12 protein-coding genes and 2 pseudogenes are annotated in these 13,500 nt (G+C 50.0%); 7 read left to right on the top strand and 7 right to left on the bottom strand.

Going from position 1 to position 13,500, the window contains the following annotated elements; genetic code table 11:
- Window positions 1-135: 135 nt before the first annotated feature.
- Window positions 136-288, top strand: a pseudogene (locus tag P4D80_RS05950) (transposase); the annotation flags it as partial.
- A 558-nt stretch (window positions 289-846) separates the two neighbouring features.
- Here P4D80_RS05950 and P4D80_RS05945 read toward each other — a convergent pair.
- The 3 genes from P4D80_RS05945 to P4D80_RS05935 all read right to left on the bottom strand — a co-directional run bounded on the left by P4D80_RS05945 (window position 847) and on the right by P4D80_RS05935 (window position 5,107).
- Window positions 847-3,321 carry a tetratricopeptide repeat protein gene (locus P4D80_RS05945; protein WP_421658027.1) on the bottom strand — a complete coding sequence of 825 codons (2,475 nt, stop codon included), beginning with the start codon at window positions 3,319-3,321 and terminating at the stop codon, window positions 847-849.
- 206 nt (window positions 3,322-3,527) lie between these two features.
- Window positions 3,528-4,193, bottom strand: a complete 666-nt coding sequence (locus tag P4D80_RS05940) for a DUF6391 domain-containing protein (RefSeq protein ID WP_421658026.1) — start codon at window positions 4,191-4,193, stop codon at window positions 3,528-3,530.
- 95 nt (window positions 4,194-4,288) lie between these two features.
- On the bottom strand, window positions 4,289-5,107 hold the full coding sequence (locus tag P4D80_RS05935; protein WP_421658025.1) for a hypothetical protein: 819 nt from the start codon (window positions 5,105-5,107) through the stop codon (window positions 4,289-4,291).
- A 348-nt stretch (window positions 5,108-5,455) separates the two neighbouring features.
- On the opposite strand from P4D80_RS05935, the gene P4D80_RS05930 reads away from it, so the two are divergent.
- From P4D80_RS05930 to P4D80_RS05920, 3 genes are read left to right on the top strand one after another with little or no spacing between them, the layout of a single operon-like run.
- Window positions 5,456-5,962 carry a nucleoside deaminase gene (locus P4D80_RS05930; RefSeq protein ID WP_421658024.1) on the top strand — a complete coding sequence of 169 codons (507 nt, stop codon included), beginning with the start codon at window positions 5,456-5,458 and terminating at the stop codon, window positions 5,960-5,962.
- A gap of 12 nt (window positions 5,963-5,974) precedes the next feature.
- Window positions 5,975-6,514 carry a hypothetical protein gene (locus P4D80_RS05925; protein ID WP_421658023.1) on the top strand — a complete coding sequence of 180 codons (540 nt, stop codon included), beginning with the start codon at window positions 5,975-5,977 and terminating at the stop codon, window positions 6,512-6,514.
- Between the two features lie 6 nt (window positions 6,515-6,520).
- Window positions 6,521-7,843: a P-loop NTPase fold protein gene (locus P4D80_RS05920; RefSeq protein ID WP_421658022.1), complete on the top strand. Its 1,323-nt coding sequence runs from the start codon at window positions 6,521-6,523 to the stop codon at window positions 7,841-7,843.
- 390 nt (window positions 7,844-8,233) lie between these two features.
- Here P4D80_RS05920 and P4D80_RS05915 read toward each other — a convergent pair whose 3' ends face one another.
- The 4 genes and pseudogenes from P4D80_RS05915 to P4D80_RS05900 form a co-directional block, all read right to left on the bottom strand.
- The gene (locus P4D80_RS05915) at window positions 8,234-9,178 is read right to left on the bottom strand and encodes a DUF790 family protein (protein WP_421658021.1); all 945 of its coding nucleotides are present in this window, start codon (window positions 9,176-9,178) and stop codon (window positions 8,234-8,236) included.
- A 65-nt stretch (window positions 9,179-9,243) separates the two neighbouring features.
- Window positions 9,244-9,453, bottom strand: a pseudogene (locus tag P4D80_RS05910) (DUF790 family protein); the annotation flags it as partial.
- A gap of 172 nt (window positions 9,454-9,625) precedes the next feature.
- A complete protein-coding gene (locus tag P4D80_RS05905) occupies window positions 9,626-9,928 on the bottom strand; it encodes a cytotoxic translational repressor of toxin-antitoxin stability system (protein ID WP_421658019.1) in 303 nt (100 codons plus the stop codon).
- A gap of 15 nt (window positions 9,929-9,943) precedes the next feature.
- Window positions 9,944-10,141: a hypothetical protein gene (locus P4D80_RS05900; protein WP_421658017.1), complete on the bottom strand. Its 198-nt coding sequence runs from the start codon at window positions 10,139-10,141 to the stop codon at window positions 9,944-9,946.
- A gap of 481 nt (window positions 10,142-10,622) precedes the next feature.
- Between P4D80_RS05900 and P4D80_RS05895 the strand changes: the two genes are divergently transcribed.
- The 3 genes from P4D80_RS05895 to P4D80_RS05885 all read left to right on the top strand — a co-directional run bounded on the left by P4D80_RS05895 (window position 10,623) and on the right by P4D80_RS05885 (window position 13,344).
- Window positions 10,623-11,756, top strand: a complete 1,134-nt coding sequence (locus tag P4D80_RS05895; RefSeq protein ID WP_421658015.1) for a branched-chain amino acid ABC transporter permease — start codon at window positions 10,623-10,625, stop codon at window positions 11,754-11,756.
- Window positions 11,746-12,627: an ABC transporter ATP-binding protein gene (locus P4D80_RS05890; protein ID WP_421658014.1), complete on the top strand. Its 882-nt coding sequence runs from the start codon at window positions 11,746-11,748 to the stop codon at window positions 12,625-12,627. Before P4D80_RS05895 ends, P4D80_RS05890 begins: the two co-directional genes overlap by 11 nt.
- A 279-nt stretch (window positions 12,628-12,906) precedes the next feature.
- Window positions 12,907-13,344 carry an SRPBCC domain-containing protein gene (locus tag P4D80_RS05885; protein ID WP_421658013.1) on the top strand — a complete coding sequence of 146 codons (438 nt, stop codon included), beginning with the start codon at window positions 12,907-12,909 and terminating at the stop codon, window positions 13,342-13,344.
- Window positions 13,345-13,500 lie beyond the last annotated feature (156 nt).

Raw genomic sequence — 13,500 nt, 5'->3', positions numbered from 1 at the left:
TCTTTTAACTTACTTTGAATAACTTACTTTGAAGATTTACCAGATCAAATAAGTAGCTAGGCGCAGTTAAATTATCTTTAATTTATAAATTATCTTTAATTTAATTTTTATCCAGGGACTTACGAGTTACGGCAATACTTGGGCAACATCATTCACGAGTTAGCCCGACAGAAGAATTATCTTATCGAAGAAGGGCATCTGTGTGCCGACCATGTGCATATGCTGATTTCAATTCCACCCAGATTTCGGTTTCTCAAGTGGTTGGCTACATCAAAGGAAAGAGTGTGATTACGATTGCCCGAAATTACAAAGGCAAGAAACGGGCATTTTATGGAACAACACTTTTAGATGAGAGGGGACTATGTTTCAACCGTGGAACGCGACGAAGCGACAGTGCAACGATATATTCAGGACCAGGAAGTGGAGGATTAGCTGTGTTATCACTTACATCCTTACCACTGATCAAGGTAATAAAGATTCGTTATAAGCCAGCCCAGAAACCCCTGTGCGTTACGCTATCGCTAAAAGCACCCTACAGGTATGACCTTATATATCAATACATTGCGTCATATTAAGGACTTTTCAAAAGGTTTCTTATCAATTCCTTACTTTTTTCACCTTACTTTTTTCATTTATAGCGGTAGTCATTATGGTTAGGACGGGGTGCAGGGGTGGAACCTCTGGCTGGGGGCGAAGCCCACATACACTCTCTCTAATTCCAATGTCCTAACGCACCTACGTAGAGCTATAATGCCTATTCACTTTTTAAATGCTACACATTCGATCCCTCCCAACCTCCCCTCTCCGAGCCGGCTACTGTGTGAGTGGCGCAAAATTTTTTCCCTGCTACCGAGGCTCGCCGGTTGCCGCAGGAGAAGCCGTTCCTCCAGGGGTTCTCTGCTGGAGATTAGCTGCTTTCCTTTCAGCTTCGTCAGCTAATTGAAACTGATTCTTATCCTGGTAAAATTTGGCGGCTCTGCGAAAGTCATTAATCGCGTTTGGAATGTTGTTTAACGCCTCGTAAGCTAGCCCCCGATTGAAGTAAGCATCGGCATAATTTCTCTTTAAGTTGATCGCCTGGTTGTAATCCTGAAGGGCTGCCTGGGCATTATTTTGGGCGAATCGAACATTGCCCCGGTTATTGTAAATTCCTGCTCGCAGGGCATTGCTGGGGCGAAGTTGAAGAGCCCGTTCATAATCTTGCAGGGCTCCGGTGCGATCGCCCCGCTTAAATCGAGCATTGGCCAGGTTAATCCTTGCCTCCACCAGGTTAGGGTCCAAAACAACAGCTGAATTTGCATCATTCAGGGCCTGATTGTAATTTCTCAAATCAAAATAGGCGTAGCTGCGATTACTATACGCCCGTGCCACAAGCTGACATTGAGAGGATTGAGTATTCACTCCAGGCTGGCAGCTTCCTGTCATTAGCCTGATAGCCTGATCGTAATATTTAATCGCCTGTTCATGATCTCCAATGCCGTGGGCTGTGACTCCCAGATTGATGTCTTCCGCAGCTTGTTTCATCGGAGACAGTGGGGCTTGCTGATTGTCCACTGGTGGGGCTGGTGGTCTTGAACCAAAGAGATTCCCGAAATTTCCAGAAGACCAGACAGCCAGCAGTGTACCGAGAAGCATTGTCAGTAGCACTCCTGTGATAATCAAGACACCGTATGGCCATGCCTTAGATTCTTTGGAGGACTTCATTGGCGGTTGTGCGGGTTCATTCACCGGCAATTCAACAGATTGAAAGGTTGTGGTTGGGCTGGGTGGGGTGTCTACTGGTCTAACTGGAGGTGGTTCGGCTGGATGTGGGCCAGCCGGAGGTCCAAAGGGGGGAGGATTACCCGGATTCATGCCATCGGGATGGCTGTATGAGACATTGGCTGGCTGAAGTGGAAGTTCTTCAGGTAAGCGGCCCGGTGGAGAAGGAGGGGTTCCTGGGGAGACCGGAGGAGTACCAGGGAAAGGCGGTGACGTTGAGGATTGCTGAGCTAGCTCAACAGGAGGTCTGGTCAGTGAGGAATCTGGGGGAGGAACGGAGCCCCCTTCTCGTCGGTGTAGCCTTGCTGCTAAATCAGATTCAATCATCCTGACATCCTCATCACTCAACTGGAGCGCTTTTTGCAGGTGATGAAGCAAGCGGCGATCGCCTTCAGTCAGCGGATACTGGCGTTGCATCACGGCAAGCATTACCTGTTCGTACTTCACCAGGTTTCTCTGATGCTGTTCTCGCTGCTGTTGCTGCTGAACAATTTGAGGAGCAGCCTCAATTCCAGCGGTATCGCTGTCAGTCAGGCCGAGTGCCTGCCGGTACCGCTTTAGATCTTCGTTGTTTTGGTAATTAGGTCCCACGTATCCCAGTTTAGTTCCTGAAAACCGTTCTTGATATGACTGTAACCGTTGTCGATAATCTCGTAATGGCTGTAAACTGCGACTCTCAACTTCTGCCGCTTCCTGGGGAGAAAGCCCCAGGCTATGTTTGATGTCATCCAACAGACTACGACCTGTTAGCAGAGTAGTGGCTGTAGGATCGGTTTCACCCTGCTCTGCCAGGTTTTCCAGCACCTTTCGATAACTTACCCGTGGGTCATGCACTGGAACCTTCAGCAGGGGACGCTGTGCCAATTCTTCGTTGCCATACAGTTGGGGATGTATGGCGGGAGCGGCGATCGCCAACTTTCGCCGAGCATAATCATGCAAATCCGCTGCCGAAACAACCCCGTCACTATCAGTATCTGCCGCTGCTGTCTCGATGCCATCCACCAGGTAGCGGGCATAGCTCCAGGCATCCAGATCCGCAGGCTCGATGAGATTGTGAGTAAAAATCGAACCCGTTAGAAGGACTCTCCCATCTCCCCCCAATTGCGTGGGCAAATCAACAGGGTTGTCATCATTGGAGGTGTCGCCAAAGCCCTGGCGGAAGTAACAATCCAGAATCACCACCTGATGTTTTGCCGGACTGGCATCCATCACATCCTGAACAAAACTGGCTGGAATTGTTCTGGCTTTGATCAGTCTACCCTGGTAATCGGGGGCAGTTTCCGGCGTCGCAAAGTAGAGTCTACCATCCTCATCCTGGATCCCATACCCGCAAAACAGAAACAGAACCTGATCATCGGGAGCCCGGTTCTTAAAAAAGGTTTCGATCGCCTCCTCTATTTCCTGCAAAGACGCATCACACCGACTCTCCACCTGTTCAAATCCAAACTGGGGTTGTCTCAGAACGCGCCGCATCACCTCCACGTCTTTCTGAGCCCTCGGTAGTGGGTTTAAACCTGGCGGGTACCTGCTCACTCCAATTAGCAGCGCCACCCTGGACATCTATTGACTTCTCACACTTCTAGTACCACTTTCTGAGCATCGACAGAATCTATGCAAGGATACTGAATCCTTCTGAAAATGGCACACTATTTAGACCCAATTGGGGACAGTAGAAAGATTAAGGGCCGGTGGCTCAGTGCAAGTAGGTAGAAATAAGCAACCAGTCATGGAGTGATAAGGGGGATGGGGTGGTAGGGTAATGGCACCTAATCAACCCAGCGCACCTGGACGAAGTGGGCTGATCGCTCCAGCGGGTCAGGGAGGAGTTGAATACTATCTACGGCGAGGTTAAATGGAATCGCTGTTGTAATATATCGCTGAGCCATACTGCCCAGGTCAGGAGTAATGTGAGCGGCGGTTGCCGCAGCCAGACCAAGCCCAATCATTTGCCCAATTGGATCACGTGGCAGCACCATGGAGGCTCCAAAGGCAAACCCTGCCGTCAACAGCATGCCAACAGACAGATTAGTACCACAGCGGGGATGGACCGCTAGATCCCACTCTCCAGAAGTAATCCGCCGCAGTGCAACTTGAACGGCCCGCTTTAATTCTTCAGAGTCTACCTGACCATATAAATAAAATCCTCGCTCGGTAGACATGCCGCCCAAGTCAGTGTCTTCCCGACGAGCCCTCGATGCATTCCCGACAGACTTTGCGTTCTCACTTAGTACCCAAACGGTGGCATGTTCCAGGGCATGCACCTGCCGCAACATTAAAAGCTCCTTCAACCCAGGAATAAAGCCAAATTGATGCAATAGGTCTGCATCTTGTGTTTGGAAAGGATCCTGCTGTTGCGAGGGTGAGAAAATCAGATCAATTAAATCAGTCTGCCAGAAATTGGTTGCAGACTCCCCAGAGATGGATTGGGTCATAGTACCCTACTCCTAAATCAGTAGCTGCTTTAACCCACTTTATCTTTTGAGAGGGCAACCTTTTTCAGGCTTTGCAAATTGTTGCCAATGCCAGGTCAGGCAGACCGTCCACCAGCTTGCTGGGGCTGTTGTCCGCCTTCTCCAACAACTTTGGGAACTTCAACCCCGTTTTCTTCCAAAACAACAACTGGGTCAGAGCCTGCAATCATTTCAATGCGCTTGACCAACACCTGTCCATCGGAGAGCCGCTGTCCAACTCGCACATAGCGACTGGTTCCTTCGTTGGGTGCTCTGACAATAGCCTGTGCTTTGCCATCGATATGTACCACTCCAGAAACCTCCACAGCGCTTGCTAAATTCGTAGTAGGTGGGGGGGGAACTGGCCTGGCAGCCGGTCGATTGGGGTTAGCCGCCGTTTTGGGGTTGGCAGCCGTTCTGCCTGGTGGAAAGGGGCTGCTGGGTCTGGGTGGGGTAGACGCAATGGTGGGCAATGCTCCTGGTTGGGGAGCACCTGGCAGCGTGGGAACCTTTTGGGTTGAAGTGGGTTGCGGCAGGTTAGCTGTTCTTTGGGGAGCAGCAGTAGGTTTTGGCAAAATAGGGGGCAGGCTGGAGAAGGGGTCCTTTTTCGTCCTCTGGGCATTGATTCTGGCCTGCACCTGCCTGGCACGCTCATCTGCATTAGTGGGTTGAATCAAGCCTGGTACTGCCTGAGCTGCTGGCTTCTGCGCAACCAGTGGCTGAGCAAAGGGTTGGGTCTTTCCATTGGGCTGACCTGCTGCCTGACCTGGGGCAGGCGAAGCTGCAGGGGCAGTAGCTGCAGGAGATGGAGAGAGAGTGACTGTTTCTTCAGAAGCACATCCTGTTGCGGCGATCGCAATTACTCCAGCAATAACAAACAACAGACGCTGACGCATACCAACCCTCTCTAAATTCAAAGCTTCATTCCAAGATAGCTCTAATTTATAAAAATGATGTCAATAATTTCACAGAACCTGGCAACAAATGTTCGATATAGACATTAAAAACTTGCCGAATCGTTGAGTCTGAAAGTTAAGCTATTGTTAGCAGCCAGCAGACACTAGAAAACAGGAATCCGCCAGATGGGGAGCATCCTATTTTGAACCCTTTACTCTTTTTAACTCTAATGAACCCTGGCTTAGAGTTATCCTAACTTCTGCTGAAACAACTTTCAAGTTGTGGTTACAGAAACGGTAACAACCCGGTTATTCTGACGTTACTTCTTGTTTTTAAATGCGAACTTCATGACTGATTCAATTCCTCAAAACACCTCAATGACAGAACCCAATCCTCAATTTATGCGTGAAGCGATCGCCCTTTCTTTGCATAGTTTGAGATCGGGGCAGGGCGGACCTTTTGGAGCTGTGATTGTCAAAGATGGAGTAATCATCGCCAACGGAAACAATCAGGTGACCTCCACCAATGACCCAACTGCTCATGCGGAGGTGGTTGCTATTCGCAATGCCTGTAAAACCTTGAATACTTTTCAATTAGAGGGCTGCGAGATTTATACAAGCTGCGAGCCATGTCCTATGTGTTTAGGGGCTATCTACTGGGCAAGACCTGATTGCGTCTATTATGGCAATACAAAGGTGGATGCGGCTGAGATTGGCTTTGATGACCAGTTTATTTACGATGAATTGGAATTGCCCCTGAGCGAACGTAAGTTACCCATGATTCAGTTACTGCCAGAGGAAGCGATTGTAGCGTTTCAGGAATGGGCCGCCAAACCGGACAAAGTCGAGTACTGAACTTGAGGCAATATGCAAAACTGGTTTCCCCTGCCCCGTTCCTGGGTGATTGCGATCGTGGTTGTTCTTCTAATGGCAGGTTGTCAGCACCTCTCTGGTTATCTCTGGTGGCTGATTAGCTGGCTCATTAACTTTTTCCCAAAATTCATTTATATCTTCTATCTCCTAATCACCTTCAGTCCAATTGTGCTGATTGCCTTCCTGCACCACTGGCTGCATCAACTGCTGGATCAGTTTTTTCCCGAAAGCCAGCTACCCGGTAGCGAACCTGTGCAAGGGAGTTTTCCCAGTCTCATCAGTTGGTGGGAAGGCTTTTATAGTTGGGTAGTCAATCACCTGTCAGCCATCTTGAGTTGGGCCCTTTTGGGTCTCTTTCTGCCCTTTCCAACCCAGGTTTCGATCATGCAGTTTAGCCCCTGGAGCCTGTCTTACCTCCTGAACCGAGGGCAACCACTGTGGTTAGTTTCCCTCTCACTTCAAATTGTTTTTGCCGCCTATTTCTATGAGTTTGAGTACGCCGTGCAGCGTCGATGGGTGATGGGAAGGGAGTAGGGAATTATGCCGGTGGATGTTTCCCGGTTTTTGCAAGCCTGTAATCCCAGCCGTACCCTGGCTTTTGGCGATCCGAATGATCGTCAGTTTTATATTGACTTTGCACCTGTGCGGGGGAGCAATATCATCCGTGAATTAAAGCGAACCATTACGCTGCTACCCAATGAACGCACCTGTCAATTGTTTACGGGACACGTGGGTTGTGGCAAGTCCACTGAACTTCTGCGGCTCAAAGCAGAACTGGAAGAACAGGCTTTTTACGTCGTCTACTTTGAGTCCAGCGAATTTCTGGATATGTCAGATGTGGACGTAACGGATATTTTGATGGCGATCGCCTACCAGGTGAGCGAAAAGCTGGAAACTGAAAACATCCGGCTGAAACCCAATTACTTCGTTAACCTGTTCCGGGAAGTGGGGGATATTCTGCAAACAGACATTGAAATTTCCCAGATTGACTTCTCTGTGGGCATCAGCAAAATCACGGCCAGGACCAAAGACAGTCCCAAGATGCGGAACTTGCTGCGGCAATACATGGAACCCCGCACCAGTAGCATCTTAAAGTCAATTAACGAGGAACTTCTGGGACAGGCAACCACCCAATTGAAACAGCGAGGTAAGACCGGGTTAGTCGTGATTATTGACAATCTAGATCGGGTGGATGTGCGACAACTTCCCTCTGGACGAACCCAACCAGAGTATCTTTTTATTGACCGGGGAGAACAACTGTCAAAACTAAACTGCCATGTGGTTTACACCATTCCCCTGGCGCTCAACTTTTCCAACGAAACGGATACGTTGAAGCAGCGATTTGGTGGCGGACTTGCTCTGAAGGTTCTGCCGATGGTACCCGTCCGCCACCGGGATGGCTCCCTTTACGAAGAGGGCGTTGTCCTGTTACGGCAGATGGTGATGGTACGGGCCTTTCCCAGCATTCCACAGGAGCAACGTCTCGACCCTGTGGGTGCTATTTTTGCTCATCCTCATCTGCTGGATCGCCTCTGCCTGGTCAGTGGTGGGCATGTGCGAAACCTGCTGGGATTAGTCTGCGACTGCATCCGGCAAAGCGATCCACCATTTTCTGAAGCAGACGTGGAGCAGGTTATCCGAGGACAGCGCGATAATTTGGCTCGCCCAATTGATGATGACGAGTGGGAACTAATTCTGCAAGTGGTTAAGAGTCAAACTGTGAAGGGCGATCGCGAATACCAGGCCCTCCTCCGCAGCATGTTTGTCTTCGAATATCAAGACGTGCAGGGAAGCTGGTATGGCATTAATCCACTCCTGGCAGAAACCTGGAAATATCAGCAGGGGAGCCGGGGAGGCTATTAGTTGTTGGTTATTGGTTGTTAGAAAGAGAGGGATGGGGAGATGGGGGGATGGCTTGGCCTGTCAATTTTCTAGTGTCAAACCTGGAAAGGGAGTCAGGAGAGTCAGGGGTTCAAGGAGGGTTTGTCAATTTTTTTGTGGCAATCCTGGAAAGGGGGTTAAGGGAATCAGGGTTTCGAGGAGTCAGAGCCCCATTTCTAGAACACCCTATTTTAAGTTTTGAGGTTTGAGTCTCTATAGCTCTACGCGGGTACGTTAGGACATTGGAATTAGAGAGGGAGTGGGGGCGAAGCCCCCAGCCAGGGGTTCCACCCCTGCACCCTGTCCTAATCATAATGACTACCGCTATACCTTACCGTTCCCCATTCTTTTTTCCTCTTTCCTCTTTCCTCACTACTCCAGGGCTTCTAAAACGGCTTTGGGTGTTAGCTGGTCTCTAAACCAGACAATTCTGGCTGGAGCATCACTCACCCGAACTCCGGCTTTTTCCAGGTTGAGCCGCTCAGAGATTGCCAGGATCAGGTCATTCCGCTGGGCCTGTCGTACCTGAGAAAACTTCTTCTTCAGGTATTCGGGGCGCCAGTAGCCTACAATTTCGAGCAAGAGGGTGCGTCCGTCGGGGTGAACCAGGCGAAAGTCGGGAATCATAACGCTGCCGGGGATAGGGATGAGATCCACTTCTCGCTCCAACCGCCATTCGGTTCTGGCTTTTGCCCAGCGATCGCAAAATCCTTCCTCAAGCATGCTGTCGTAGGTTTTACCAGGAGGGTAGTGGCTAACCAGTCCGCAGTTGGAGTCAAGGGTAAAGCGCCCAGAACGACTCTTGCCAGAGTAGCTATCTTTTAGTTGAAGGGTGGCTATCAGGTTCCATCTGGTGACATGTAACAGGGCGGGTAGCAGCATTGCCAGTTTCAAGCCGTAATGGGTATTGGGCTTAAACAAGCTGGTGGGGCCATCAATCGTGAGGGTAAAGCCGTGATCGGCATCGCCCTCGATATAGGTCATCAGACCAAACAGCTTCAGGTAACGGAACAACAGCTTGTATTCACCAGGGTCGTTGCGGTGGGCGTTGAGAGTGACGTGGCTGGCACGGTAAAACACCCCTTGCACCTGAGCCAGGTTATAGCGATGTAACAGTGCTTCTGGTGTGGGAGCTTCGAAGTGGGTCAGAATTTGTTGATCGGGCAGGTCGGCATACAAGCCTTTGCGAACCTGATCTGGAAGTACTTCTTTCTCCAACTCTTGGGTGAGAACATCTGCCAGGCGTTGGAGGGTTGCCTGGGTTGCCTGCGGGCTGGGAGCAGATTGGGCCGAAAGTTCAAAAATGCGCCGCCGCAAAGAGAGAGTGGGTCAAGGGGACTAATAGTTTCAAATCGGCTGAAGGCCTCACTATTCAGCAGGTGGGCCAGCCCTCGTTTAATGCGGTAGTCAGTACTTTCCCCTTCCAGTTCCTGAAGTTGGCGGTTCAACTCGGCGCGATCGCCCCCCTTCGCCCGTTGAAACAGATCAATCAATCCCGCCGCCATTTCTAAATTGGGCCGATTTAACGGCAATTGCTTTGGAATGACTTCTTCTCCGCTGTAGCGATGGAGTAGTAAGTCGGTGGGGAGCATGGCAAGAAGAGAAAAGAGAGGGGGGTAGGGGGGTAAATGGGTTTGTCAATTTTTTTGTGGCAATCCTGGAAAGGGGGTCGAGGGAATCAGGATTTCAAGGAGCCAGAGCCCCATTTCTAGAACAGCCTCGAGTAACTCAAAACTCAAACTCATCTACCCATCACCCCCTTCACTATAAATCGGGTTTACGGATTACCCGCAGGAATTTCACGATTTGTCCTGTAACTTCCAAACTAACCAGATAGCGATCGAGGGTGAAGCGGTAGTAAATTTTACTGGAACCAAGCTGACGAAATTCTGGTAGTTCTTGAAGCTGAGTAGTTTGATAGAAATCCTCAAAAACAAACTGCTGAATCTGTTTTCTGGCAGCAGGTTCCAGCCGCTTTACATCTAACAAAAAGGAGCGTTTGTAGCGAACTTCATATCTGAAAGCCGCTCGCGTTTTCTGAGTGGAAGATTGCCTGGTTACTTGCATAAAATGCTTTAGAAATTACATCAGTGATAGAAACTGCAATGCCTCCTCACGGGTGAAGGTGTCTCCGGGGTTCAGCAATCGCTTCGATGCCTGAATTGCTCGCTGCATGTAAAGGTCGTAGCAGAGCTCTGCCAAAACCTCCCACATGTCTGCCAATTCCTCATCCGATAGCTGGTCTATTAACAGATGCAATCGATTTCTGAAAAGCTCCATACCCCATCCAAAGAAACCATATCAAGTTGCAAAATCAACCGAAAACTGCCACTCTATAGAAGATCTCAACAGGCATTAGTCCACCGTCCTATCCAGAGTTCCCCAAAAGGATGATGGTCTCACGCTGCTCCCCGTCAGAAAGTCATCCCCATCTGAAAATGTGGCAAATCAAGCAGAAGGCAGGTTTATTCCGCATCCAAATCCTCTGGCCTTGCTTCTGCCTCCTGCTCCTGCATCCTGACCCTAATCCCTGTTCCTTCTCGCCACTGAACCAGTTTGCCTGATAGGATACATTTCAACTCCCCCTATCAGGATTACTCTTTATCTTGATACTATAGCTGTCGCTAGGGTGCTTAGGACATTAGCTTTAAGAGGGTGTGGGGGCTTCGCCTCCAACCGAGGGTTCCACAACCCCTGTATCCTGTCGTGAGCCTGGTGGCTATAGCGATACTTGTGTCTCTGCATTATTCTGCTACCTGGCATGGTTAGCTATTTCGTTTCTCTGGTTATTTTTACGGCAATCTATGCCATCTTCAGCCTGGGGCTTAACCTCCAATGGGGATTCACAGGACTGATTAATTTTGGGCATGTGGCCTTCATGACGGTGGGGGCCTACTCCACGGTTCTGTTGAGCAATGCCGGGATTCCTCTGGTTCTGGCGGCATTGGTCGGCGGTGGTTTGGCGACATTTCTGGGCCTCCTGATTGGGCTTTCGACACTGCGACTGCGGGAAGATTATCTGGCGATCGTGACGATTGGGGTTTCTGAGGTTATTCGTCTGGTTGCTCTGAATGAAGAATGGCTGACTCGTGGTGCTTTTGGGATTCAGCGATTTCCCCTGCCGCTCGAAAACTTTCGCCCTACCCTGCTTAGCCGGCATGTGATGATTGGGCTTTTGACGGCGATCGCCATTCCAGTTTTCTGGCAACTGTGGAAATGGGCAAAACGTCGCCTACAAAAAGTAGGAACTTTCCTGGATGCGGGACTCCTGCTGACAGCCATTTGTGCCGCCCTCACTCTTTGGCTTTATGGAGTCTGCGCCGTCGCCCTCTACAATTTTTCAGATAATCCCCCCAGAAATGGGCTCATGCTGGTGTCGTTGATTGTGCTGGCACTGGTTTTTTGGCGTTTGGAATGGCTGGTGCAGTCTCCCTGGGGACGCATCCTTAAAGCAATTCGGGAAGATGAAGAAGTTGCCAAAGCGCTCGGCAAAAATGTCTTCTGGTACAAACTTCAATCTTTAATGCTAGGTGGTTTCATTGCCGGAATTGCCGGAGCTCTATTTGCCTGGCAACTGAGTACGGTCTACCCGGACAACTTTCTGCCCCTGCTGACCTTCAATGCCTGGACTATCGTAGTTCTGGGTGGAGCCGGAAATAATGTAGGTACGATTTTAGGGTCAGTCATTTTTTGGGCATACCTCACCATCACTCGATACCTACCAAACTTGCTGAAAGTGATCCATGGGGTAATTCCGGCAGTACCCCCAACAGTGGATGATGCCCGGTTGGGAGCCTTTCGCATTATGCTGATTGGGCTGATCCTGATTGTGCTGATGATGGCTCGACCGCAGGGAATTTTAGGGAAGAAGGAGGAACTGACCCTTGGTCGATGAGTCACCAAAATTGCCAGACCTTCCGGCTGATGTTGCGGCGGGAACTCGGGTGGAAAACCTGGCGGAAGTTTTGTCAGAAGTGGAGGACATCCGATCGCCCACGACTTCGCTCCAACTGCCCCTCCTGGCAGCGGGTGGTCTTGTCAAGAGTTTTGGTGGCATCCGGGCAGTGGATAATGTGTCAATTGAAGTTGCGAAAGGAAGCATCACCGGGCTGATCGGGCCCAATGGGGCTGGCAAGACAACCCTGTTTAACCTACTTTCAAACTTCATCCATCCAGACAAGGGGCGGGTGCTGTTTGATGGCGAACCCATCCAGAATTTGCAACCCCACCAGATTACCCAATTGGGTATGGTGCGTACATTTCAGGTTGCCCGTGCCCTGTCTCGCATGTCGGTGATGGAGAACATGCTGCTAGCCGTTCAGAAACAAACGGGTGAAAATTTTTGGAACACCTGGTTCCGCGGCAAACAAATTCGAGCAGAGGAGCGGCAGCAAAAAGAACGGGCGATGACAATTCTGGAATCGATTGGGCTGGCGCACATGGCAAATGAATACGCCGGGGCGCTTTCCGGTGGTCAACGCAAACTGCTGGAGATGGGGCGAGCCTTGATGACGAATCCCCAGCTGATTCTGCTGGATGAACCTGCTGCCGGAGTCAACCCCACTTTAATTAACCAAATTTGCGATCGCATCCTCACCTGGAACCGCGAAGGCATCACTTTCCTGATCATCGAACACAATATGGATGTGATCATGTCATTGTGCGATCGCGTCTGGGTATTGGCCGAAGGCCGTAACCTGGCAGTAGGCACCCCCGCCGAGATTCAAACTAACGCCCAGGTGCTAGAAGCGTATCTGGGACAATAGTACTCACAATTGGTGTATAGCCTGGAGATTATAGGGTTGAGAGCAAGAAATCCGAGGATGTTCGAGTTAAAACCCTTGGGGAATGAAGTATAGCTCTACGCGGGTGCGTTAGGACATTGGAATTAGAAAGGGAGTAGGGGCTTCGCCCCCAGCTAGGGGTTCTACCCCTGCACCCCGTCCTAATCATAATGACTACCGCTATACTCTCCCTCCTAGAAATCCAACATTCACAACTCTCCTCACCCAACCTCTATCTTTCTTTACTCCCTAATCTTGCAGATGCCCAGCCTTTATACCGAAATTGATATTAATGCATCCAGAGGTAAAGTTTGGCAGGCATTAGTTCATAAAGAGACCTGGAAATACTGGAACACCTTTTTGTATGACTGCGACTCGCGGCGATCGCTCCAGCAGGGCCGAGAAATTTGGCTATCGCTGCGACGGGTTCCAGGAGAGGAGCAGACCGAGTTTCAACCACGAGTTACCCTGCTTCAACCAGGGATTTGCTTACAATGGGTTTCTTCCATTCCCGGCTTTGTCGATGAGCATATCTTTCACCTTCAGGAGATTGGGCGCAATCGCACTCGCTACATCCATCAAGAAAACTTCTCTGGCTTTATGACCCGGATCATTTTTCCCACCATCCGTCAAGACGAACTCCAGGGTATTCGGCGGATGGCCAGAGAACTGAAGCACTACGTAGAAACAGGAAGGTGAGGGGGGGCGCGGCTATTATAGCGCAATTTGATTGTTAAATGCAGCAGATTAAGGATTTGAGAAGCCAGGAGCCAGGAGTTGGAATAAATCTGACTCCTGGCTTCTCCCATTAAGGCATCTGCTGTCAAAATTGTTTAGTATTGTTTAAATATTGTT

Origin of the sequence: Leptothermofonsia sp. ETS-13 (assembly GCF_049200465.1) — a bacterium.
Classification (GTDB): domain Bacteria; phylum Cyanobacteriota; class Cyanobacteriia; order Leptolyngbyales; family Leptolyngbyaceae; genus Leptothermofonsia.
Note: the sequence above shows the minus strand (reverse complement) of the source record. Positions and strands in the feature narration are given on the sequence as shown.